We start from the raw sequence: 22321 nt of genomic DNA on the forward strand, positions 1-22321 counted from the left end.
GGTCCCCTGGGGGGGGGGGGGGGGGCCCCCCTTCGGGGGGTGCCAAACACCACCCCCCGCCCGCCCCCCCCCCCCCTCCCACAATTACCGGCGTACACCCGTGGTTACTGGATCTCGTCAGGCTTGACGATCACCCAGTTCTTGTCCGCCGTCACCGGCAAGCCTTCCTTGGCCTGGGCGGCCGCGTGTTTGGCCATCATGCCGTTGAGCTGGGTCATGTACTTGTCTTTGCGGTTGACCCACAGGTGAATGCCGCCCTTGGCCACGTCCACATCGTGGAACAGCATGTAGCCGTCGCTGGTCGGGGTATCGCCGCCGACGATTACCGGTTTTTTCCATTCGTCGATGTAGGTCAGGATCGCGGCGTGCTTGCCGGCCATCCAGGTCGCCGGGGTCCACAGGTAGGGGGTCAATTCCAGACCGAGGTTGGCTTTTTCGTCGTATTTGCCGGCAGTGATCTGCTTGCGTGCGGTGGTCAGTTCGCCGGTCTTGCGGTCCTTGAGCAGGGTGCTCACGCCGATGACGTTCTGCGGTTTGACGTTGTAGCCGTACTTCGGATCGGCAGCGACCATGCGTACCAGCTCTTCCGACGCGGCGGTCATCACATACACCTCGATGCCGTTTTCCATGAGCTTGTTGTACAGCTCAGCCTGACCGGTGAAGACTTTCGGCGGCTGGACTTCGGAGTTCTTCACCGCGTCGCCTTCGAAATAGCTGACCGGCACTGGCTTGCCGGAGGCCATCAACTCATCGACCTGGACCTTGAGTTCCTTGAGGGTAAAACCTGCAAACACCTGGGCCACCCACGGGTAGCAGACCATGTCGTCCACTTCGCAGAGGCGATAGTAGTAACTGAACAGGCTTTCCTTATGCTCGGCGGTGTCTTTGAAGGGCATAAGCTTGAGCGACGGGTCGAGGCTGTCGCGGGTGATCAGGCCCTTGTTTTCCATGTAGGGCAGCAGGGACTCTTCGAGGTCGTAGCGGTAGCTGGTGTTGTCCATGTCGAACACCGCGAAGTTACCCTTGTTGGCGTTGGCGGCGATCATTTCGTTCAGTTGCTTGGCGGCCGGGGCCGGCCAGTGTTTCAACTCGGTGGCGGCGAACGCCTGGCCGGCGAGTGCGAGGCAGAATGCGGCGGATACCAGTAGTTTCGGCGCGAGCTTCATAGGCGTTGTCTCCCTGAGTGAAAGACATCGACGCTAACAAATCCCTGTGACAGTTTTCGCCCGGTCGCGACCGCTTGCGTTCTGATTCCGCCATTGCCATGTGCCTGAGCGCCAACTACTTATTCCAAAAACGACAGACACCATTCCATATTGGTATTAAATCAATATATATCAAGCTGTTAGGCTTCCCGGTTCGCAATCGCAGGCTCACGCGATTGGCAACACTCTCAACGGAGCTTCAATGAATCTGCCCCTGATTCTCAACTTACTGGTGTTCGTGGCCCTGTTGCTGGGCCTGGCACAAACCCGTCGAACGAACTGGAGCCTCGCCAAGAAGGTCCTGTTCGCCCTGATACTCGGCGTGGCGTTCGGTACGGCCTTGCACACCATTTACGGCGATGGCAACCCGGTCCTCAAAGCCTCTATCGGCTGGTTCGATCTGGTCGGCAACGGTTATGTGCAGTTGCTGCAAATGATCGTGATCCCGCTGGTGTTCGCTTCGATCCTCAGCGCCGTGGCACGTCTGCACAACGCCGCGTCCCTGGGCAAGATCAGCTTCCTGACCATCGGCACCCTACTGTTCACCACCGCGATTGCGGCGCTGATCGGCATCGGCCTGACCAACCTGTTCGGCCTCACCGCCGAAGGCCTGGTGGCCGGCACCCAGGAAATGGCGCGCCTGCAAGTGATCCAGAACGACTACGCGGGCAAGGTCGCCGACCTGAATATCCCGCAGTTGCTGTTGTCGTTCGTGCCGCAAAACCCGTTCGCCGACCTGGCCCGCGCCAAGCCGACCTCGATCATCAGCGTGGTGATCTTCGCCGCCTTCCTCGGCGTGGCCGCGCTGCAACTGCTCAAGGATGATGTGGAAAAGGGCCAGAAAGTGCTCAACGCCATCGACACCCTGCAAGCCTGGGTGATGCGCCTGGTGCGCCTGGTGATGAAGCTCACGCCCTACGGCGTATTGGCGCTGATGACCAAGGTGGTCGCCGGCTCCAACCTGCAAGACATCATCAAGCTCGGCAGTTTTGTCGTGGTCTCGTACCTGGCGCTGGGGCTGATGTTCGTCGTGCATGGCCTGCTGCTGTCGCTGGCCGGGATCAACCCGCTGCGCTTCTTGCGCAAGGTCTGGCCGGTGCTGACGTTCGCCTTCACCAGCCGCTCCAGCGCGGCGGCGATCCCGCTGAGTATCGAAGCGCAGACCCGCCGCCTGGGCATCCCGCACGCCATCGCCGGTTTCGCCGCCTCGTTCGGCGCGACCATCGGCCAGAACGGTTGCGCCGGTCTCTACCCGGCAATGCTGGCGGTGATGGTCGCGCCGACGGTCGGCATCAACCCGTTGGACCCGCTGTGGATCGCGACCCTGGTGGCGATTGTGACCTTGAGTTCGGCGGGCGTTGCCGGCGTGGGCGGTGGGGCGACGTTTGCCGCGCTGATCGTACTGCCGGCGATGGGCTTGCCGGTGTCACTGGTGGCGCTGCTGATTTCCGTGGAGCCGCTGATCGACATGGGCCGTACCGCGTTGAACGTGAACGGTTCGATGACAGCCGGGGCGATTACCAGCCAGATCATGCAGCAGACGGATAAAGAACGGCTGAATGCGGATGAGCATGCGGAGTTGGCGCAGGCCTGATAGACCGCTATCGGGGGCAAGCCCCCTCCCACATTTGACCGAGTAAATGCGGTCAGTGTGGGAGGGGGCTTGCCCCCGATGCTTTTAGGCTTTTTCCCAAACTTCGAAGTTGTAAGCCGGCTTGTCACCTTCGGCTGGGTTCTGCAGATTGGAAACCAACTTCCACTGGTTCTCATCAAACGCCGGAAACCACGCATCCCCTTCCGGGCTCAGCGCCACCCGCGTCAGGTACAGGCGATCCGCCTGTTCCAGCCCCTGCGCATAAAGCTGCGCGCCGCCGATCAACATCAGCTCATCCACGCCCTGCTCCAGGGCCCACGCTTGCGCACGCGCCACCGCCGCTTCAAGCGACGGAAAAACTTCCGCACCTTCCAGCGCCAGGTCGGTCTGACGACTGACCACAATGTTCAAGCGCCCCGGCAGCGGTCGGCCCAGGGAGTCCCAGGTCTTGCGCCCCATGATGATCGGCTTGCCCAGGGTGGTGGCCTTGAAATATTTGAAATCCCCCGGCAAATGCCAGGGCATGCTGTTGTCGATGCCGATCACACGGTTTTCACCGAGGGCTGCGATCAGGCTTAGAGGGAGAGTTTTTTTCATGGCGACGAGAATACCAGAGCCACGCGAAGCGTACCCCAACCGGCTGCACAGCGGTTATGCTCCAGGCTCACTGACACAACAGGACGGCGCGTGACTGCACTGACCCCCCTGCAAACACTCTGGCTGACGGAAACCGTGCGCCTGCGCGAAGAACACGCCGGCCCGCTGGAAGATCAGCAAGCCAATCGCCTGGCCCGCACGGCCGGCGGCGACCTGTCGACGCGCATTCAACAGCGCGCCCTGCACCTGGCCGAGCGCGATGGGCTGACAACCGCCCTCATCCGCTGGCTGCAAGGTGCGCGTTTGGCCCTGATACTGCTGGCGATAGTCGCGGTGATCAGTGGTGCAGGCCTGGCCTTTGCTGCGCTGGGTAACGGCCTGACCCCGGTGAATGTGTTCTGGGCGCTGGGCAGCCTGCTCGGCTTGAACCTGATCCTGCTGATCAGTTGGGCATTGGGCCTGCTGTTTGCCGGAGAACACAGCGCCAGCCTCGGCCGGCTGTGGTTGTGGCTCAGCGAAAAACTCGCGCGTGACGCCAAAGCCGCGCAACTGGCGCCGGCGTTGCTGCTGCTATTGCAGCGCCAGAAGCTCAATCGCTGGGCCGTCGGGGTGCTGGTCAACAGCCTGTGGTTACTCGCGTTGCTCAGCGCGCTGGCGATCCTGCTGACGCTGCTCGCCACCCGGCGCTACGGTTTTGTGTGGGAAACCACCATCCTCGGCGCCGACACCTTCGTCGCCGTGACCCAAGCCCTCGGCGCCCTGCCCGCCCTGCTTGGTTTCAACGTCCCCACGGTGGAGATGATCCGCGCCAGCGGCGATTCCGCCCTGAACATCGACAGCGCCCGCCAGGCCTGGGCTGCCTGGCTGGTGGGCGTGCTGCTGATCTACGGCCTGTTACCGCGGTTGATCCTTGCCCTGCTGTGCCTGTGGCGCTGGAAACGCGGACGCGCCGCCCTGCGCCTGGACCTCAACCTGCCCGGCTACAGCCAACTGCGCGAACGCCTGATGCCGAGCAGCGAACGGCTTGGGGTCAACGATGCGGCACCGGAGCAGTTGCACGCCGTCAGCGGCGGCGTCAGCGAACTGCACAGCGACGGCGCGCTGGTGGTCGCCATCGAACTCGACGACCAACACCCGTGGCCGCCGAAGCTGCCGGGCAACGTGCAGAACGCCGGCATCCTCGACAGCCGCGAATCACGCCACAAACTGCTGGAACAACTGACCCGCTTCCCGCCCGCGCGCCTGGCCATCGCCTGCGACCCGCGCCGCTCGCCCGACCGGGGCAGCCTGGCGCTGATCGCCGAACTGGCGCGCAGCGCCAGCGCCACCCGCGTGTGGCTGCTGCAAGCGCCACCCGGCCAGGCGCTGGACGCCGAGCGCCTGGGCGATTGGCACGCGGCGCTGCAACAACTGGAGCTGCCCTTCGCCGATTGCGCGCCGTTGAACTGGCTGGAGAGCGGCCATGACTAAACCCCTGAAACTCGCCGTGGTCGGCCACACCAATGTCGGCAAGACCTCGCTGCTGCGTACCCTGACCCGCGATGTCGGTTTCGGCGAAGTCTCCCATCGCCCCAGCACCACGCGGCATGTCGAAGGCGCGCGCTTGTCGGTCGAGGGCGAAGCCCTGCTGGAACTCTACGACACCCCCGGCCTGGAAGACGCCATCGCCCTGCTCGACTATCTGGAGCGCCTCGATCGCCCCGGCGAACGCCTCGACGGCCCGGCACGCTTGGCGCGTTTCCTGGAAGGCAGCGAAGCCCGCCAGCGTTTCGAACAGGAAGCCAAGGTGCTGCGCCAACTGCTGGCCTCCGACGCCGGCCTGTATGTGATCGACGCCCGCGAGCCGGTGCTGGCCAAATACCGCGACGAACTGCAAGTGCTGGCCAGTTGCGGCAAACCGTTATTGCCCGTGCTCAACTTCGTCAGCAGCAACGATCATCGCGAACCGGACTGGCGCGAAGCCCTGGCCCGCCTCGGCCTGCACGCACTGGTGCGGTTCGACAGCGTCGCGCCGCCGGAAGACGGCGAACGCCGCCTGTATGAAAGCCTCGCCCTGCTACTGGAAAACGCCCGGCCCCAACTGGAACGGCTGATCCTCGACCAGCACGCCCAACGCCAGGCCCGCCAGCAAAGTGCCGCGCGGCTGATCGCCGAACTGCTGATCGACTGCGCCGCGTGCCGGCGCAGCGTGGTCACTGAAGAGGAACCGCAAGCCATCGGCGATTTGCGCAAGGCCGTGCGCCAGCGCGAGCAGCGTTGCGTGGAAGCCTTGCTCAAGCTGTTCGGCTTCCGCCCGCAGGACGCCGCCGCCAGCGACTTGCCGCTGCTCGACGGGCGCTGGGGCGATGACCTGTTCAACCCGGAAACCCTCAAGCAACTCGGCGTGCGCGTCGGCGGCGGGATTGCCGCCGGCGCGGCCGCCGGTGCCGGGGTCGACCTGCTGGTGGGTGGGTTGACCCTTGGCGCCGCCGCGCTGGCGGGCGCCATTGCCGGTGGCGCGCTGCAAACCGCGCGCAGCTATGGCGGGCGCCTGCTGGGCAAAATCAAGGGCCAGCGCGAGCTGACCGTCGACGACAGCGTGCTGCGCCTGCTGGCCCTGCGCCAACGCCAATTGCTCAAGGCCCTGAACCTGCGCGGTCATGCGGCGATGCACAGCATCAAGGTCGACACGCCGCAGGACAAGACCTGGCGCGAAGGCAAACTGCCCGACGCCCTGCACAAGGCCCGCGCCCACCCGCAGTGGTCGTCCCTCAACCCTCACGCCAAATTGAGCCAGGCCGAGCGCCAGGAGCAGGTCGAAGCCCTGGCCGCCCGGCTCGATGAAGCCTGACCCCGCTTATTGACGCGCGTACCACTCAAAGCCCAGAAAGGTCGTACACAACGTGCGGATCAGCTCTTTATCGGCCTTGTCCGCAATACCGTCGCGGTCGATGTCACTATTGGTAAACGATTCCAGCACCCCGTCGCCATCGCCGTCATAGGCCGCCGCCTTGTAGATCAGCGAGCCCTTGCACTGCGGCGCCGTGCGCTCTTGGAATTCCAGCTTGACCGCGTTGGGCGTGCCGGCCTTGGCGTAATGATCGACGTACAGCGTCAACGTGCGCTGCCAGTGGCTGCGCCGATTGAACCAGTTCAACTTCAAAAAGCAGTCGGCGAAGGTGTCCACCCGCTGTTTTTCCAGCCGACAAGGGCGGGTGACCGGGTTCAGATCGTCCGCCCATTGCAGGTCGACCCGGCCGTCCGCGCTCATGTCCACGGCGAAGATCTCGTGGATCAGTTCATCAGGACAGCCAGCCTGCTGCTCATAGAAGTGCAGGATGACTGTGTCCGCCCGACCGTTGCCGCTCATGTCCTGGGCCGTCACTTTTAAGTAGCGCATCAGCGTTGCTCCTTGGATTGAAGAAGCAAGCCACCTTAGTGATCCGACCTCAGGGGCTCTAGGCGGCGCATCTGCGTTTGGCGTAAGGCCAATCTACGCAACCAGTAGCCGCGCGGCCTTGGCCTTGAGTACCTGCAGATCGAGCACCGGCACCTGCGCTTGCTTGGCCTGTTCGTCCCAGTGGCGCAGACGCAGGCTGATGGCGTAGAGCGGGTCTTGCTCGAACGCCCGCGCTTCGTCAGGCGTCATTGCCCCGCCTTGATACGCCAGCGTGCGGCGGCTGGCTTCGCTCAACCGGGCGTAGTAGTCCGGCTGGCTGAATGTCAGGTAGCGCTTGGCCTCGACGTGATATTCCACCAGCCGCGCCAGGCGCTCGCTGAAACCGACGCGGCGCAGGTAATCGGCGCCCAGCCGCTCATGGCTGACCACGCCATAGCCGCCCATGTTCGCACCGCCCTGGCCGCAAAGATGGCCGATATCGTGGAAAAACGCCGCCAGCACCACTTCATCGTCGAAGCCTTCGGCCATGGCCCACTGCGCGGCCTGGGACATGTGTTCGAGCTGCGACACCGCCTCGCCGATGTAATCCGCCGTGCCGTGTTGCTCGTACAGGCCGAAAACCTCGGCAATCACCTGCTGCGGATTCATCATGCCGCCCCCCACAGTGCGCTGATATTGCGCTCGCCCAGCGCCGGCCCCACGCTCATGCCCACGCCGGTATGCATCAACGCGGCGCTGACGCCGGGCGCCACGCGCAGGAACGAGAACGGCACCCGCCCGCGTGCGCCGTAGACGCCCTGCCAACGCTCGACCACCTGGACCTTGCAACCCAGGGTCTGCTCGGCCAGTTCGAGCATCCAGTCATCGACCTGCTCGGCGTTGAACGGCGACGCATCGCGGCCGTAGTCGTGGGAGTCGCCGATGATCAGTTCGCCATGGGGCGTCGGGCTGATCAGCAAGTGAATCCCGTGCTCATGCAGGTACGGTGCCTCGCGCAGGATCTGCGCCTGCACCGCCGCCGCTTCCGGCAGGTCGGCAAACGCGCCGTAATGCACGCAACTGAGGCCGGTGAGCAAGGCATGTTGCAGGTTCAGGTTGACCGCCGGCCGTGCGCGCAGCATTTGCAGGCGGCAGATATGCGGGTCGAGTTCGGCAATCGCTTCGGCCAGCAGGGTTTGGTAGTCGTGGCCCGAGCAGACCACGATCTGCGCGCCACGAAAACTGCCCGCCGTGCTGTGCAACTGGCCGGGCTCGACGTCGCGCACCAGGGTCGAAAAGTGAAACTCCACCTGCAGTTCCCCGCGCAGGTAATCGATCAACGCCGGGATCGCCTCGCGCGAATACAGCTGCTGATCGTCCTTGCCGTGCAACGCTGCGCGGTGATGACGGAATTGGCCGCCGTACAGATCCCGCAACGCCGCGCCCTGCAGCAGTTCGACGTTATAGCCATACGCCTGGGCGCGGCCGGCGCAGAAGGCTTCCAGCAGGTGTTCTTCGGCTTCGCTGCGGGCGAACAGATACGAGCCGTTGCGCTTGAGCTGCAAGCCGGCCAGCCGCGCCCATTCGCCCCAGATATCGCGGCTTTGCCGCGCCAGGTCGAGCATCGGGCCTGGCGGTTGGCCGGTGACCAGGGCCTGGCCGAAGTTGCGCACCGAGGCGCCCAACGGCGTGGCGCTGCGCTCGAACACCTTGACCTTGAGCCCGCGCTTGGCTGCTGCGTAGGCGTGGGACAGGCCGAGGATGCCGGCGCCGATGATCAATAAATCTGTCATGACATACGTAACCCTCTGTAGGAGCGAGCTTGCTCGCGAAGCACGTCAACGATAACGCAGCGCTATCAGGTAGCCCGCGTCGTCTATGGGTTCTTCGCGAGCAAGCTCGCTCCTACAGGTAGAGGTGAAATTTATTGTTTTTCCGACTTGCCGTCATAGCGCTTACGCCATTCAGTCAGAATGCTGTCGCGGTTTTTCGAGGCCCAGGTGAAGTCGTTCTTGATCAGCCGCTGCTCGTAGTCCGCCGGCAATTCGGTCTGCGGCTTGGCGATGCCCGGCTGGGCGAGCACGGCGAAGTTGTCCTTGTACAGGTCCATCGCCGCGGTGCTGGCGGAGAAGTCGGCGAGTTTCTTCGCCGCGTCGGCGTGGGCGCTGCCTTTGATCACCGCCGTCGCTTCGATGTCCCAGCCCAGGCCTTCTTTTGGCAGGATGATGTCCAGCGGCGCGCCCTGGCGCTTCAACTGCACGGCCGGGTATTCGAAGGAAATACCGATCGGGAATTCACCCGAAGCCGCCAGCTTGCACGGCTTGGAACCGGAGTGGACGTACTGGCCGATGTTCTGGTGCAGGTCGTCCATGTACTGCCAGCCCTGCTTCTCGCCGAAGGTCTGCAGCCAGGCGCTCACATCCAGGAAACCGGTGCCCGAGGACGCCGGGTTGGGCATCACGATCTTGCCCTTGTACTCAGGCTTGGTCAGGTCTTGCCAGCTCACCGGTTTGCTCAGGCCCTGCTTCTCGGCTTCGACGGTGTTGAAGCAGATCGTCGCGGCCCAGACGTCCATGCCGACCCACGCAGGCGGGTTGGCGGCGTCACGGTAGTGTTTGCCGATCTTGTCCAGGCCCTTGGGCGCGTAACTTTCGAGCATGCCTTGCTGGTCGAGGATCGCCAGGCTCGACGCGGCCAGGCCCCAGACCACATCGGCTTGCGGGCGGTCTTTTTCCGCGAGCAGCTTGGCGGTGATGATGCCGGTGGAGTCACGCACCCATTTGATTTCGATGTCGGGGTTGGCCTGCTCGAAGGCCTGTTTATAGGTCTTCAATTGCTCGGCTTCGAGGGCCGTGTACACGGTCAATTCAGTCTTGGCGAAGGCATTCAGACTGAATGCAGTGAGTACGGCAGCGACCAACGCGAGGGGCTTGAACATGGCATACCTCCTTCAGGGTTATTGGCCCGGCGCGGTCTGGCGCCAGGCTTGGGAGCGGCGCAACGCGCCACGTGAGGCCCACGCCAGCAGCAGCGAGACGCCGGCCGAAGTGAACAGAATCAAAGTGGACATGGCCGCCGCGCCGCCCACATTGCCGGCGTCGTCCATGTTCAACACGGCGACGGCGGCGAGGATGGTGTCGGGGCTGTAGAGGAAGATCGCCGCCGAGACAGTGGTCATCGCCGACACAAACAGGTAGCGCACGATGTCCAGCAGCGCCGGCAGGCAAATCGGCACGGTGACGCGCAGGTAGTGGCGGTACAGCGGCGCCTTGAGCGACAACGCGGCGGCTTCGAACTCCGCGTCCAACTGGCGCAGTGCGGTGGTGGCGGTCATCTGCGCGGTGGTCAAATAATGAGCGATGGTACACACCACCAGCAGCGTCATGGTGCCGTAGAACACATGCAGCGGGTTGCCGCTGAGGTTGAAGAAGAAGACGTAGCCCAGGCCCAGCACCAGGCCCGGCACGGCCATCGGCACGAAGCTGAGCATGCGCAGCGCCAGGTTCAGGCCTTTCTGGCCCTGGGTCTTTTCCATCAGGTACGCGCCGGTGAAGATCAGCACGCTGCCGATCAACGCCGTACACAGCGCCAGGGTCAGGCTGTTGCGGTACGCCAGCCAGCCGCCGCCGGCTGTGTCTTCGAACTGGTAGTGGTTGAGCGACAGCGACAGGTTGTAGGGCCAGAACTTCACCAGCGACGAGTACACCGCCATGCCGAACACCAGCAGCAACACCGCGCAGATCAGCAGCACGATGGCCAGGTAACAGGCATCGCGCCGCCGCGACGGGGCCGGCTGGAACACTTGGGCACGGCCGCCCATGGCATCACCCTGGCGCCGACGCAGCCAGGTATCGACGCCAAAGCTGAACAGCGCCGGCAGCAGCAACACCATGCCGATCAACGCCCCGCGCCCGAACTGTTGCTGGCCGACCACGGCCTTGTAGGCTTCCAGCGCCAGCACCTGATAATCGCCGCCGACCACCACCGGTACGCCGAAGTCGGTGATGGTCAGGGTGAACACCAGGCAAAACGCGGCGAACACTGCCTGGCGCGTGGCAGGCCAAGTGATGCTGCGAAATGCCCGGGCCGGGCTGGCACCCATGCTCGAGGCGGCATCGAACAAGCGCGCATCCGCCAGGGAAAGCGCCGACAACAGGATCATCAAGGCGTGTGGGAAGGTGTAGATCACCTCACCGAGGACAATGCCCCAGAAGCCGTAGATATTCTCCGACAACAAACCGCGCAGCAGGCCCTGGTTGCCGAACAGATAGACCAACGCGATCCCCGGCAGCATTGACGGCGCCATCAACGGCAGCAGCGACAGGGCGCGCCAAAGCGCCTTGGCCGGGATCAGTGTGCGTTGCAGCGCGTAGGCAAACAGATACGCCAGCGGTACGACAATGACCGCCACGCTGAGGGAGACTTTCAGGCTATTCCCAAGCAGCCAGTGGAAGTTGGCGCTGCTGACCAGTTCCCGTGCCGCCACCAGCCCGCCGCCCTGCCCGGCTTCGCTGCTGAAGCCGCGCCAGAAGATCGCCAGCAGCGGCAACAACACCGCGATACCCAGCAGGCACAGCCATAGCCATTTGCCGCCCAGCACGAAAAGGCGGTCGCCCAACTCGGCGCGGGACACCCGGCGTGCAATGGGCAGCGTCATCAGCGCACCCATGTCAGGCAAACACCTGCAGGCTGCGCGGCGGCAACGCGACCCAGATGTCCTGGGCCCCCAGGCGCGGCATGGCTTCCGGAGCCAGTTCGGCCAGCAGCGGATGACCGGGCAGTTGCGCCAGTTCAAAGCTCATGCGGCAACGGTTGCCGAGGAAGGTGATCTCGCGGACCTTGGCCGCAAACAGGTTCTCTTCATGCACCAGCGGGTTGACGCTGATCGCCTCCGGGCGGCAGAACAGGCGCCCGGAGGTGGCCGCGCCAGCGTCATCGGCCAGGCGCATGTGCATCCCGCCGACCTGGGCGTGGCTCGCGCTGCTGCGGCTGAACGGCAGCCAATTGCCCTGGCCGACGAACTCCGCCACGAACGGTGTGGCCGGGCGGTCGTAGATCTCTTGGGGCGTGGCGTATTGCTCGACCTTACCGTTGTTCATCACGGCAATGCGGTCGGCCATCAACATGGCTTCGTCCTGATTGTGGGTGACCATCAGCGTGGTGACGCCCAGGCGCCGTTGCAGTTGGCGCAGTTCGGTACACAGGTGCTCACGGACGCGAGCGTCGAGGGCCGACATCGGTTCATCGAGCAGCAACAGCGAGGGTGCCGGCGCCAAGGCGCGGGCCAGGGCGACCCGTTGTTGCTGGCCGCCGGAGAGTTGGCCGGGGTATTTCTTTTCGCTGCCGAGCAGGCCGACCAGTTCGAGCATCTGACCGACACGCTTGCGCACTTCATCGCGACCGCTGCCGGTGAGGCCGTAGCCGATATTCGCTTCAACGCTGAGGTTGGGGAACAGCGCGTAGGACTGGAACAAAATGCCGTAGTCCCGCGCCTGCGGCGGCAGCAGGGAAACATCCCGCTCACCCAGATAAAGCTCCCCACTGTCCTGGCGCTCGAGGCCGGCGATGCAGCGCAGCAGCGTGGTCTTGCCGCAACCGGACGGGCCCAGCAGGCACACCAGCTCGCCGGCGGCGACGTCCAGGGACACGTTGTCCAGCGCGGTAAAGGCGCCGAAACGTTTCTGGATACCGCGCACCTTCATTGGCGCGCCGGGTTGGGTCAGGGCTGTGTTCATGGAGGCACCTCATCAAACAGATGAGGGCCATGCTAGGCAGGCAATGCGTCCCTGATGTGGCAGAAAGGCAAAACGTGGCGATAGTGGTATTGGTGGATTTGGGTAGGGGGGGTGCCAGGTCTGGCGCTATCGGGGGCAAGCCCCCTTCCACATTTTGACCGCATTCTCATGTTGGAACTCGGTCAAGTGTGGGAGGGGGCTTGCCCCCGATAGCGCCCTCAAGGTCACCACCGGATTTCAGATCGGCGACATTTCCTGCGCCAACCCGAGAAAAGCAGCTGGCAGGCGAGCGCCTTTTCTTTCCTTGAGGCAGTAGAGATACTCAGCGATCTGCGGCGCGTTCTCGATGGTCAGCACTCGCAGTTGCGGGTCATGGGGCACTTCCTGGCGGGCGATGATGCTGATGCCGATATTGCGCAGCACCGCTTCACGAATCGACTCGCGGCTGCCGATTTCCAGCAGCGGCCCGTAACTCACGCCGGCACCCTGCAGCAGCTGTTCCGTCAGGCGTCGCGTGGTGGAGCCGGCTTCACGCATCAACAGCGTATGCCCGGCCAGCGCGGTCAACGGCACATGATCGAGCGTCGCCAACGGGTGGTTGCGATGCACCGCCAGCACCAGCGGATCGGTGCCCAGCACACGGCGAATCAGGCGCGGGTCTTCCAGCAGTTGCGAGGACGCGGCGACGTCGACGCGGTAATCATCCAGGGCTTCGAGCACCTGTTGGGAGTTGCCGATTTCCACCGACACGTCCACCTGGGGCAAACGCTCACGGAAGGCTTTGACCAGGTCGAGGATGTAATACGGCGCCGTCGCAGCAATCCGCAATGCGCCCTGGACCTGGCCACTGTTACGCAGGAAAAACTCGATATCCGCTTCCTGCTGCAACAGCGTCTTGACCATCGGCAGCAGGCGCGCGCCTTCGTCGCTGACCGTCAGGCGGCGGCCCCCGCGATAGAACAGCTCGACGCCGTACTGGCTTTCCAGGTTGCGGATCTGCGTGGTGACGGTGGGCTGGCTCAGGCCGAGTTTTTTCGCCGCCTGGGTAATGCTGCCCAGGCGGGCGACCATAAAAAACGCCTTCAACTCGGCACTCAGCACACCACCCTCACATCATTTATTTGCGCAGCAGGCGCAGGCCATTGAACACCACCAGCAGGCTTACGCCCATGTCGGCGAACACCGCCATCCACATGGTGGCCATGCCCAGGAAGGTGACCGCAAGGAAGACCGCCTTGATCACCAGCGCCAGGGCGATGTTCTGCTTGAGGATACTCGAGGTTTGCCGCGACAACCGAATGAAAGCCGGAATCTTGCGCAAATCATCGTCCATCAAGGCCACGTCGGCAGTTTCGATGGCAGTGTCGGTGCCTGCCGCGGCCATGGCAAAACCGATCTCGGCGCGGGCCAACGCCGGGGCGTCGTTGATGCCGTCGCCGACCATGCCCACGCGCCGGCCTTGGCCGTAAAGGGCTTCGATGGCTAGCAGTTTGTCGGTGGGCAACAGGTCGCCCTGGGCCTGGTCGATGCCAACCTGGGCCGCAATCGCCTGGGCAGTGTGGGTGTTATCGCCGGTGAGCATCAGGGTTTTGATGCCCAGCTCGTGCAACTGCTGGATCGCTTCGCGGCTGCTGTCCTTGACCGTGTCGGCCACGGCGAACAGCGCCAGCGGGCCGGATTTGTCGAGCAGCAGCACCACGGATTTGCCTTGTTTCTCCAGGGCGAAGAGTTTGTCTTCCAGCGCGGGCGAGCACAGGCCGAGTTCTTCCACCAGGCGGTGGTTGCCCAGGTGGTAGGTTGCGCCGTTGATATCACCGCGCACACCGCGACCGGTCAGGGCAGTGAAGTTATCCACAGCATGGCGCGGCAGGTTTTTATCCACCGCCGCGTTGGCGATGGCCAGCGATACCGGGTGGTCGGAACGCCCGGCGAGGGCGGCGGCCAACCCCGGCGCACTGTCTTCGACATTCGGGAACAGTGCCAGGTAGTCGGTTTGCACCGGTTTGCCGTGGGTGATAGTGCCGGTCTTGTCGAGGGCCAGGTAGTCGAGCTTGTAACCGCCCTCCAGGTACACGCCGCCCTTGATCAGGATGCCTTTGCGCGCCGCTGCGGCCAGGCCGCTGACGATGGTCACCGGGGTGGAGATCACCAAGGCGCACGGGCATGCGACCACCAGCAGCACCAGGGCGCGGTAGATCCAGTCGAACCAGACGCCAGCCATGAACAGCGGCGGGATCAGCGCCACGCCCAGGGCAAACAGGAACACCGCCGGGGTGTAGATCTTCGCGAAACGGTCGACAAAACGCTGGGTCGGCGCGCGGGCGCCCTGAGCCTGTTCCACGGCGTGGATGATCCGCGCCAGGGTCGAGTTGCTGGCGGCCGCCGTGACTGCGTATTCCAGGGAACCGGCCTGGTTGATGGTGCCGGCGAAGACTTTATCGCCCACGGTTTTTTCAATCGGCAGACTTTCGCCGGTGATCGGCGCCTGGTCGATGGTCGACTGGCCGGCGGTGACTTCGCCGTCCAGGCCGATGCGCTCGCCGGGGCGAACCCGCACGATGGCGCCCAATTCCACACTGTTCACTTCCCGTTCGGCCCAACTGCCGTCGGCCTGGCGCACTGTGGCCCGTTCCGGGGTCATCTGCATCAAGCCGCTGATGGCATTGCGCGCGCGGTCGAGGGACTTGGCTTCGATCAATTCGGCCACGGTGAACAGGAACATCACCATCGCCGCTTCCGGCCATTGGCCGATCAGGATCGCGCCGGTCACGGCGATGCTCATCAGCGCGTTGATGTTCAGGTTGAGGTTTTTCAGGGCGATCCAGCCCTTTTTATAGGTGGTCAGGCCGCCGCTGAGGATCGAGACCAGCGCCACCAAGGCAATCACCCAGGTCGGGGCCGCATTGGTGAAGTGGATCACTTCGGCCGCCAGGGCGCCGACGCCGGACAACGCCAGCGGCCACCAGTGTTTCTTAGCGGGCGGCGCGGCGGCCGGGGTGCCCTCTTCGATCGGATCGGCCTGCATGCCCAGGGACTTGATGGCGTCGATGATCGGCGCGGTGCTCGGCAGGTCATGGGTGACACCGAGGATGCGGTTGATCAGGTTGAATTCCAACTGCTGCACACCGGCAAGCTTGCCCAGTTTGTTCTGGATCAGGGTCTGCTCGGTGGGGCAGTCCATGGCTTCGATGCGGAAGGTGCTCAGGCGCGAATCGGCGCTGGGCGCGGTGCTCAGTTGCACCAACGCCGGGGCTGGCGTGCCGGAGCAGCAGGCACCGGCGTGGCCGTGGTCATGCACCGGTGTCAGTTTTTTCGGCGCATGAGCGTGGTCATGCGCGTGATCGTGCGTGTGCGGGGTGTGATGGGAGTCGCTCATCTGGTCGCGTCCGTAAGGTGCCTGTTGCCAAGTAAAGACCCTGTAGCCACTATAGGGTCAAGCACCCATTTGGAGATTGTTGCGATGAAGATCGGCGAATTGGCCAAGCTGACCGACTGCCCGGTGGAAACCATCCGTTATTACGAGAAGGAAGGCTTGCTGCCACCACCGGCACGCACCGAGGCCAACTACCGCGTGTACACCCAGGCGCACACCGAGCGGTTGGTGTTTATCCGCAACTGCCGCAGCCTGGACATGACCCTGGAAGAAATCCGCAGCCTGCTGGGCTTACGAGACAGCCCGCAGGACCAATGCGAAAACGTGAATGCGCTGATCGACGAGCATATCCACCATGTCAAAGCGCGGATCGACGGCTTGTTGGCATTGCAGGAACAGCTGATCGACCTGCGCCAGCGCTGTGGCAGCGGGCCGGAGCTGGATCAGTGCGGGATATTGCAGCGCCTGGAGGTCAGCGGCAGTGTCGCCGCCAGCGAGGCTGAGCCTTCGCATGTGGGCAGAAGCCATGGGCATTAATTCAGCCTGGTAACCGAATCAAAGTGTGGGAGGGGGCTTGCTCCCTCCCACACAAGCCCACACCTTTAGACGGAGGCAGCCTTTAGATGGCGACGTCGGCTTTAATGCTTGGGTCAGCGTTGTAACCGACGATTTCGAAGTCTTCGAACTTGTAGTCATAGATCGACGCAGGCTTACGCTTGATCACCAATTCCGGCAGCTTCTTCGGCGTGCGCGCCAGTTGGGTCTGGATCTGTTCCATGTGGTTGCTGTAGGCGTGGGTGTCGCCGGTGGTGACGATGATCTCGTGGGGGATCAGGTCGCACTGCTGGGCCAGCATGTGGGTCAGCAGCGCCAGCGCGGCGGTGTTGTACGGCAGGCCGAGGAATACGTCGGAGCTGCGGATATACAACTGCATCGACAGATGGCCGTCATGCACGAACGCCTGGTACAGCAGGTGGCACGGCGGCAGGGCCTGCTTGCCGTTGCGCGCATTTTCCTGGGGGCTCTTGGTCTCGTCCGGCAGGTACTCGACGTTCCAGCCGTGGAACAGGATGCGGCGGCTGTTGGGGTTGGTCTTCAGCGTCTCGACCATGTAGTCGATCTGATTGATCGTGCCGCCGTCCTTGGTCGGCCAGGCGGTCCACTGCTCGCCGTACACCGGGCCCAGATCACCGTCTTCGGTGGCCCACTCGTCCCAGATACGCACGCCGTTCTCGTTCAACCACTTGATGTTGGTGTTGCCGCTCAACATCCAGATCAATTCGTTGGCGATGCTTTTGAAGTGAAGCTTCTTGGTGGTCAGCAGCGGGAAGCCGTCGGCCAAGTTATGCCGATACTGACGGGCAAACACAGCCTTGGTGCCGGTGCCGGTGCGGTCGCCCTTGGTCAGGCCATTGGTCACGACGTCGTTCAGTAGTTCGAGATATTGCTTCATGTCATTACCCGTATCGGTGCAGCCGAGACCTCGCAGGCCTCGGCATTCGAATTCAAAGCGCGGTGTTCTTCAACGGTTGCGGACGGTTGTACGCCCACCACAGCAGGCCCAGGCCGACGATGATCATCGGCAGACTGAGGATCTGGCCCATGGTCACCCAACCGAACGCCAGGTAGCCCAGTTGCGCATCCGGGACGCGCACGAACTCGACGACAAAACGGAAGATGCCGTAGAACAACGCGAACATACCCGACACAGCCATGGTCGGCCGTGGCTTGCGCGAGAAAATGTACAGAATGAGGAACAGTGCCACACCTTCCAGGGCGAACTGGTACAGCTGCGACGGATGACGCGGCAATTGCGCCGGGTCGCTGAACGGCGGGAACACCATGGCCCACGGCACGTCGGTCGGCTTGCCCCACAGTTCGGCATTGATGAAGTTACCGATACGCCCGGCGCCCAGACCGATCGGCACCAGCGGCGCAACGAAGTCCATCAGCTCGAAGAACGACTTGCCGTTGCGACGGCCAAACCACCAGGCGGCGAGCATCACGCCGATAAACCCACCGTGGAAGGCCATGCCGCCCTTCCATACCTCGAAGATCAGCGTCGGGTTGGCGATGTAGGCGGGCAAGTCGTAAAACAGCACATACCCCAGGCGTCCGCCGACGATGACCCCCATCGACAACCAGAACACCATGTCGGAGAGTTTCTCCTTGGTCCAGGTCGGGTCGAAACGGTTCAGGCGCCGGGAAGCCAGCAGCCAGGCGCCGCCGATGCCGATCAGGTACATCAACCCGTACCAGTGGATTTTCAGCGGACCGATGGCCAGGGCCACCGGGTCGATCTGCGGGTAAGGCAGCATTGCGACTCCTCGTTAAATCATTCGTTATGGCGACCGGGACCATGCCCGGGCGCGATTAAGGCTGCGTTACAGCAAGAAATTCAAACCCACGCAAAACAGCAGCCCGGCAAACAGGCGTTTTAGCAAGCGCGGCGACAAACGGTGCGCCAGGCGCGCGCCGAAGCGGGCAAACACCATGCTGGTCAGGGCAATGCCCAGCAGCGCCGGCAAATACACGAACCCTAGACTATGAGCGGGCAGCAGCGGGTCATGCCAGCCCAGAATCATGAAACTTAATGCACTGGCCAGCGCAATCGGCAGCCCGCAGGCCGACGAAGTGGCCACCGCTTGCTGCATCGGCACGCTGCGCCAGGTCAGAAACGGCACGGTCAGCGAACCGCCGCCAATCCCGAAAATCGCCGAGGCCCAGCCGATCACCGTGCCCGCCAGGGTCAGACCGAGCTTGCCCGGCACCGTTCGACTGGCCTTGGGCTTGACCTCCAGGGCCAACTGCACGGCGATGATCAGCGCGAACACGCCGATGATCTTCTGCAAGTGGGGGCCGGAAATCGCCTCCGCCGTCAGCGCGCCAAAACCGGCGCCGATCAGGATGCCCACGGTCATCCACACAAAGATCGGCCAGCGCACTGCGCCCCGTCGGTGGTGCTCACGCACGGCGTTGATCGAGGTGAAGATGATCGTCGCCAGGGACGTGCCCACGGCCAGGTGGGTCAGCACCTGCGGGTCGAAGCCCTGCAAGGTGAAGCTGAACACCAGCACCGGCACGATAATGATCCCGCCGCCCACGCCAAACAGCCCGGCGAGCACCCCGGCACAGGCGCCCAGCAGTAAATACAGCAGAAATTCCATGGGAGCCCCCAAACCAAGTCCGGCATGTTAACGGATGGAAGGCATGCGACCCAACTGGATACGATGGAACGCCCGCGCCAGTGTAGGTAGAGTGGCCAAACACACAAAGGGAGATCGCCTGATGTGCCTGATTGTTTTCGCCTGGCGGCCGGGCCATGCCCAACCGCTGATCGTCGCGGCCAACCGTGACGAGTTCTACGCCCGCCCCAGCCTGCCGCTGGCCCAATGGCCGGATGCGCCTGCCGTCTATGCCGGCCGCGACCAGGAAGCGGGCGGCACCTGGCTGGGGGTGAACGCCGACGGGCGGTTTGCCGCCCTGACCAATATCCGCGACCCGCACCAGCCGCCGGCCCGCAAGTCGCGTGGGGAATTGGTGGCGCGGTTTCTCAGCGGTTCGCTGCCGCTTGAGCAGTATTTGGCGGAGATCAACGGCCGCGCGATTGAATATGCCGGGTTCAACCTGTTGGTGGGCACGCGGGATGAACTGTGGCATTACAACGCCCGCGACAGCGTGCCTACGCAGCTGCCCGCCGGGGTGTACGGCCTTTCCAATGCAGGGCTCGACACGCCATGGCCGAAATTGCTCAAGGCCAAGGCGGCGCTGGGCGAGGTACTGGAGAACCCGCAGCCGGAAACCTTGCTGGATATCTTGAGCGACCCGCAGACCGCGCCGTTTGCCGACTTGCCGGACACCGGCGTGGGCTTGGCGACCGAGAGTTTGCTATCAAGCGTATTTATCGCCAGCCCCAGTTATGGGACACGGGCGAGTACAGCGCTGATTGTGAATGCGGACGGCACGCGGCAGATGGTGGAGCGCAGTTTTGGGCCGCACGGTGGGCGGCTCGGCGAAGTCGAACTCTCGCTCTAGACACACCACAAAACCAATGTGGGAGGGGGCTTGCCCCCGATTAGGGTGTATCAGCCAAAAGTGTGCTGACTGACACTCCGTAATCGGGGGCAAGTCGAATCGTCGCACCGCCCCTCCCACATTTTTGATCGGCGCCAGGTTTTAGAGGGTCTTGGCAGAGGCCGGGTTGATCATCCGCGTCAACCCCAGGTTCTTCAGCGCCAGTTGCAGCGAGCTGTGGATAACTTGCGGGTTGTCGATGGTCATCAGCTCGGCCAGCAGTTCCTTGGCCATGCTCAGGTTGACCTGGCGCAGCAGCCACTTCACCTTCGGCAAGTTGGTGGCGTTCATCGACAGGCTGTCAAAGCCCATCGCCATCAACAGCACCGCTGCCGCCGGATCGCCGGCCATTTCCCCGCAGATGCTCACCGGCTTGCCTTCGGCATGGGCGTCGCGCACCACATGTTGCAGCGCTTGCAGCACCGCCGGGTGCAGGTAGTCGTAGAGGTCGGCCACCCGTGGGTTGTTGCGGTCCACGGCCAGCAGGTATTGGGTCAGGTCGTTGGAGCCCACCGACAGGAAGTCCACCTGCCGCGCCAGCTCCTTGGCCTGGTACACCGCCGCCGGAATTTCGATCATCACGCCGATCGGCGGCATCGGTACGTCGGCGCCTTCGTCGCGCACCTCGCCCCAGGCGCGGTGGATCAGGTGCAGGGCTTCTTCCAACTCATGGGTGCCGGAGATCATCGGCAGCAGGATGCGCAGGTTGTTCAGGCCTTCGCTGGCCTTGAGCATGGCGCGGGTTTGTACGAGGAAAATTTCCGGGTGGTCGAGGGTGACGCGAATCCCGCGCCAGCCGAGGAAGGGGTTGTCTTCCTTGATCGGGAAATACGACAGTGACTTATCGCCGCCAATGTCCAGGCTGCGCATCGTCACCGGCAACGGATGGAAGGCGGACAGTTGCTCGCGATAAATCGCCAGCTGCTCCTTCTCGCTCGGAAAGCGCTGGTTGATCATGAACGGCACTTCGGTGCGGTACAGCCCCACCCCTTCGGCGCCGCGTTGTTGCGCGCGGGCCACATCGGCGAGCAGGCCGGTGTTGACCAGCAGCGGCACGCGATGCCCGTCGAGGGTCACGCAGGGCAGTTCGCGCAAGGCGTCGAGGCCCTGGGACAGCTGGCGTTCCTCTTCCACCACCTCGGCGTACTGCTTGCGCATCACTTCGCTGGGGTTGGTGAACACCTCGCCACGGTTGCCGTCGACGATCATTTCGATGCCGTCGACCTTGGAATACGGCAGGTCCACCAGGCCCATCACCGTCGGAATGCCCATGGCCCGGGCCAGGATCGCGACGTGGGAGTTGCCCGAACCGAGCACCGAGATCAGGCCCACCAGTTTGCCTTCCGGCACTTCGCCGAGCATGGTGGCGGTCAGTTCTTCACTGATCAGGATGGTGTTGTCGGGGTAGACCAGGTTGGTGGAACGGTCTTCCTGCAAGTAAGCGAGCAGACGGCGACCGAGGTCGCGCACATCCGAGGCGCGCTCGCGCAGGTAGGCGTCGTCCATCAATTCGAAACGGTTGACGTGATCGGAGACCACCTGGCGCAGCGCGCCCTGGGCCCACTGGCCGGTCTTGATCACGTTTTTGACTTCGCTGCCCAGCGACGCGTCATCCAGCATCATCTGGTACACCTCGAACAGCGCTCGCTCTTCGGGGCGCAGTTGGGTGGCGAGCTTGTTCGACAGGTTGCGCATGTCGGCGCGCACGCCTTCCAGGGCGGTCTTGAACAGTTTGATTTCGGCGTCGATGTCGCTGACGGTCTTGTCCGGCACCACATCGAGGTCGGCCGGCGGCAACATGACCACGGCCGTACCGACGGCCGCACCTGGCGAGCCCGGTACGCCGACGAACTTGGCTTCCTGGATGCCCTTGCCCTGGCGCCCCAGGCCGCGAATCGAGCCGGTGGCTTCGGCATGGGCGATCACCCCGGCCAATTGCGCGCTCATTGTCACGAGGAAGGCTTCTTCGCCTTCGTCGAACTGGCGGCGTTCTTTCTGCTGGATGACCAACACGCCGACAACGCGGCGGTGGTGAATGATCGGCGCGCCGAGGAACGAGGCGTAGCGCTCTTCGCCGGTTTCGGCAAAGTAGCGATAACGCGGGTGATCAGCCGCGTTTTCAAGGTTCAGGGGTTCTTCACGCGTCCCTACCAAGCCCACCAGACCTTCATTGGGCGCCATGCTGACCTTGCCGATGGAGCGCTTGTTCAAGCCCTCGGTCGCCATCAGCACAAAACGGTTGGTCTCGGGGTCCAGCAGGTAAACCGAGCAGACCTGGCTGCCCATGGCTTCCTTGACGCGCAACACAATAATCCCCAACGCCGCCTTGAGATCCTTGGCGGAGTTAACTTCCTGGACGATCTTGCGCAGCGTATTGAGCATGGC

General features: G+C 63.5%; 18 protein-coding genes and 1 pseudogene. 5 read left to right on the plus strand and 14 right to left on the minus strand.

Annotated features, from left to right (window positions below; translation table 11 throughout):
* Nucleotides 1–104: 104 nt before the first annotated feature.
* On the minus strand, nucleotides 105–1166 hold the full coding sequence (locus ACP7E3_RS01245) for a hypothetical protein (protein ID WP_046381742.1): 1062 nt from the start codon (nucleotides 1164–1166) through the stop codon (nucleotides 105–107).
* A 241-nt stretch (nucleotides 1167–1407) separates the two neighbouring features.
* On the opposite strand from ACP7E3_RS01245, the gene ACP7E3_RS01250 reads away from it, so the two are divergent.
* The gene (locus ACP7E3_RS01250; RefSeq protein ID WP_057003963.1) at nucleotides 1408–2799 is read left to right on the plus strand and encodes an L-cystine transporter; all 1392 of its coding nucleotides are present in this window, start codon (nucleotides 1408–1410) and stop codon (nucleotides 2797–2799) included.
* Between the two features lie 84 nt (nucleotides 2800–2883).
* On the opposite strand, the gene ACP7E3_RS01255 is transcribed toward ACP7E3_RS01250, so the two are convergent.
* Nucleotides 2884–3396: a dihydrofolate reductase gene (locus tag ACP7E3_RS01255; protein WP_102618289.1), complete on the minus strand. Its 513-nt coding sequence runs from the start codon at nucleotides 3394–3396 to the stop codon at nucleotides 2884–2886.
* A 90-nt stretch (nucleotides 3397–3486) separates the two neighbouring features.
* On the opposite strand from ACP7E3_RS01255, the gene ACP7E3_RS01260 reads away from it, so the two are divergent.
* Nucleotides 3487–4866, plus strand: a complete 1380-nt coding sequence (locus tag ACP7E3_RS01260; RefSeq protein WP_104904289.1) for a DUF2868 domain-containing protein — start codon at nucleotides 3487–3489, stop codon at nucleotides 4864–4866.
* Nucleotides 4859–6226 carry a DUF3482 domain-containing protein gene (locus ACP7E3_RS01265; RefSeq protein ID WP_017845042.1) on the plus strand — a complete coding sequence of 456 codons (1368 nt, stop codon included), beginning with the start codon at nucleotides 4859–4861 and terminating at the stop codon, nucleotides 6224–6226. Before ACP7E3_RS01260 ends, ACP7E3_RS01265 begins: the two co-directional genes overlap by 8 nt.
* Nucleotides 6227–6232: 6 nt before the next feature.
* On the opposite strand, the gene ACP7E3_RS01270 is transcribed toward ACP7E3_RS01265, so the two are convergent.
* The 8 genes and pseudogenes from ACP7E3_RS01270 to ACP7E3_RS01305 all read right to left on the minus strand — a co-directional run bounded on the left by ACP7E3_RS01270 (nucleotide 6233) and on the right by ACP7E3_RS01305 (nucleotide 15865).
* Complete coding sequence (locus ACP7E3_RS01270; RefSeq protein WP_046381737.1) at nucleotides 6233–6775, minus strand: hypothetical protein; 543 nt, start codon at nucleotides 6773–6775, stop codon at nucleotides 6233–6235.
* Nucleotides 6776–6868: 93 nt separating this feature from the next.
* Nucleotides 6869–7423 (minus strand): phosphonate degradation HD-domain oxygenase, encoded by a 555-nt coding sequence (locus tag ACP7E3_RS01275; protein WP_026139794.1) that lies wholly within the window; start codon nucleotides 7421–7423, stop codon nucleotides 6869–6871.
* A pseudogene (locus ACP7E3_RS01280) lies at nucleotides 7423–8553 on the minus strand (TIGR03364 family FAD-dependent oxidoreductase); the annotation flags it as partial. The pseudogene ACP7E3_RS01280 and the gene ACP7E3_RS01275, both read right to left, overlap by 1 nt.
* A gap of 125 nt (nucleotides 8554–8678) precedes the next feature.
* Complete coding sequence (locus ACP7E3_RS01285) at nucleotides 8679–9692, minus strand: putative 2-aminoethylphosphonate ABC transporter substrate-binding protein (RefSeq protein WP_046381735.1); 1014 nt, start codon at nucleotides 9690–9692, stop codon at nucleotides 8679–8681.
* 18 nt (nucleotides 9693–9710) lie between these two features.
* Complete coding sequence (locus ACP7E3_RS01290) at nucleotides 9711–11423, minus strand: putative 2-aminoethylphosphonate ABC transporter permease subunit (protein ID WP_411220684.1); 1713 nt, start codon at nucleotides 11421–11423, stop codon at nucleotides 9711–9713.
* A gap of 1 nt (nucleotide 11424) precedes the next feature.
* Complete coding sequence (locus ACP7E3_RS01295; protein ID WP_046381733.1) at nucleotides 11425–12489, minus strand: putative 2-aminoethylphosphonate ABC transporter ATP-binding protein; 1065 nt, start codon at nucleotides 12487–12489, stop codon at nucleotides 11425–11427.
* Nucleotides 12490–12726: 237 nt separating this feature from the next.
* On the minus strand, nucleotides 12727–13590 hold the full coding sequence (locus tag ACP7E3_RS01300; RefSeq protein ID WP_057003967.1) for a LysR family transcriptional regulator: 864 nt from the start codon (nucleotides 13588–13590) through the stop codon (nucleotides 12727–12729).
* A 16-nt stretch (nucleotides 13591–13606) separates the two neighbouring features.
* Nucleotides 13607–15865 carry a heavy metal translocating P-type ATPase gene (locus ACP7E3_RS01305; RefSeq protein WP_426122122.1) on the minus strand — a complete coding sequence of 753 codons (2259 nt, stop codon included), beginning with the start codon at nucleotides 15863–15865 and terminating at the stop codon, nucleotides 13607–13609.
* An 84-nt stretch (nucleotides 15866–15949) separates the two neighbouring features.
* Between ACP7E3_RS01305 and cadR the strand changes: the two genes are divergently transcribed.
* Nucleotides 15950–16399, plus strand: a complete 450-nt coding sequence (cadR, locus tag ACP7E3_RS01310; RefSeq protein ID WP_017845051.1) for a Cd(II)/Pb(II)-responsive transcriptional regulator — start codon at nucleotides 15950–15952, stop codon at nucleotides 16397–16399.
* A gap of 82 nt (nucleotides 16400–16481) precedes the next feature.
* On the opposite strand, the gene ACP7E3_RS01315 is transcribed toward cadR, so the two are convergent.
* The 3 genes from ACP7E3_RS01315 to ACP7E3_RS01325 all read right to left on the minus strand — a co-directional run bounded on the left by ACP7E3_RS01315 (nucleotide 16482) and on the right by ACP7E3_RS01325 (nucleotide 19029).
* Nucleotides 16482–17315, minus strand: coding sequence for a thymidylate synthase (locus ACP7E3_RS01315; RefSeq protein ID WP_057003969.1), 834 nt, complete (start codon nucleotides 17313–17315; stop codon nucleotides 16482–16484).
* 52 nt (nucleotides 17316–17367) lie between these two features.
* Entirely contained in the window at nucleotides 17368–18180 is an 813-nt protein-coding gene (lgt, locus tag ACP7E3_RS01320) for a prolipoprotein diacylglyceryl transferase (RefSeq protein ID WP_057003970.1), read from the minus strand.
* Between the two features lie 66 nt (nucleotides 18181–18246).
* Nucleotides 18247–19029 carry a sulfite exporter TauE/SafE family protein gene (locus ACP7E3_RS01325; RefSeq protein ID WP_017845054.1) on the minus strand — a complete coding sequence of 261 codons (783 nt, stop codon included), beginning with the start codon at nucleotides 19027–19029 and terminating at the stop codon, nucleotides 18247–18249.
* A gap of 121 nt (nucleotides 19030–19150) precedes the next feature.
* Between ACP7E3_RS01325 and ACP7E3_RS01330 the strand changes: the two genes are divergently transcribed.
* Nucleotides 19151–19897: an NRDE family protein gene (locus ACP7E3_RS01330; RefSeq protein ID WP_426122123.1), complete on the plus strand. Its 747-nt coding sequence runs from the start codon at nucleotides 19151–19153 to the stop codon at nucleotides 19895–19897.
* A 141-nt stretch (nucleotides 19898–20038) separates the two neighbouring features.
* On the opposite strand, the gene ptsP is transcribed toward ACP7E3_RS01330, so the two are convergent.
* Entirely contained in the window at nucleotides 20039–22318 is a 2280-nt protein-coding gene (gene ptsP / locus ACP7E3_RS01335) for a phosphoenolpyruvate--protein phosphotransferase (protein WP_017845056.1), read from the minus strand.
* Nucleotides 22319–22321: the final 3 nt, after the last annotated feature.

It is taken from the genome of Pseudomonas sp. PSPC2-3, from assembly GCF_049898265.1.
Taxonomy (GTDB): domain Bacteria; phylum Pseudomonadota; class Gammaproteobacteria; order Pseudomonadales; family Pseudomonadaceae; genus Aquipseudomonas; species Aquipseudomonas veronii.

What these genes read in the sequence shown, in the direction of transcription:
- cadR (WP_017845051.1), top strand. Translation starts at nt 15,950, where the DNA reads ATGAAGATCGGCGAATTGGCCAAGCTGACCGACTGCCCGGTGGAAACC.
- ACP7E3_RS01255 (WP_102618289.1), bottom strand. Translation starts at nt 3,396, where the DNA reads ATGAAAAAAACTCTCCCTCTAAGCCTGATCGCAGCCCTCGGTGAAAAC.
- ACP7E3_RS01325 (WP_017845054.1), bottom strand. Translation starts at nt 19,029, where the DNA reads ATGGAATTTCTGCTGTATTTACTGCTGGGCGCCTGTGCCGGGGTGCTC.
- ACP7E3_RS01265 (WP_017845042.1), top strand. Translation starts at nt 4,859, where the DNA reads ATGACTAAACCCCTGAAACTCGCCGTGGTCGGCCACACCAATGTCGGC.
- ACP7E3_RS01285 (WP_046381735.1), bottom strand. Translation starts at nt 9,692, where the DNA reads ATGTTCAAGCCCCTCGCGTTGGTCGCTGCCGTACTCACTGCATTCAGT.
- ACP7E3_RS01295 (WP_046381733.1), bottom strand. Translation starts at nt 12,489, where the DNA reads ATGAACACAGCCCTGACCCAACCCGGCGCGCCAATGAAGGTGCGCGGT.
- ACP7E3_RS01245 (WP_046381742.1), bottom strand. Translation starts at nt 1,166, where the DNA reads ATGAAGCTCGCGCCGAAACTACTGGTATCCGCCGCATTCTGCCTCGCA.
- ACP7E3_RS01290 (WP_411220684.1), bottom strand. Translation starts at nt 11,423, where the DNA reads ATGGGTGCGCTGATGACGCTGCCCATTGCACGCCGGGTGTCCCGCGCC.
- ACP7E3_RS01275 (WP_026139794.1), bottom strand. Translation starts at nt 7,423, where the DNA reads ATGAATCCGCAGCAGGTGATTGCCGAGGTTTTCGGCCTGTACGAGCAA.
- ACP7E3_RS01270 (WP_046381737.1), bottom strand. Translation starts at nt 6,775, where the DNA reads ATGCGCTACTTAAAAGTGACGGCCCAGGACATGAGCGGCAACGGTCGG.
- ACP7E3_RS01250 (WP_057003963.1), top strand. Translation starts at nt 1,408, where the DNA reads ATGAATCTGCCCCTGATTCTCAACTTACTGGTGTTCGTGGCCCTGTTG.
- ptsP (WP_017845056.1), bottom strand. Translation starts at nt 22,318, where the DNA reads ATGCTCAATACGCTGCGCAAGATCGTCCAGGAAGTTAACTCCGCCAAG.
- ACP7E3_RS01330 (WP_426122123.1), top strand. Translation starts at nt 19,151, where the DNA reads ATGTGCCTGATTGTTTTCGCCTGGCGGCCGGGCCATGCCCAACCGCTG.
- lgt (WP_057003970.1), bottom strand. Translation starts at nt 18,180, where the DNA reads ATGCTGCCTTACCCGCAGATCGACCCGGTGGCCCTGGCCATCGGTCCG.
- ACP7E3_RS01315 (WP_057003969.1), bottom strand. Translation starts at nt 17,315, where the DNA reads ATGAAGCAATATCTCGAACTACTGAACGACGTCGTGACCAATGGCCTG.
- ACP7E3_RS01305 (WP_426122122.1), bottom strand. Translation starts at nt 15,865, where the DNA reads ATGAGCGACTCCCATCACACCCCGCACACGCACGATCACGCGCATGAC.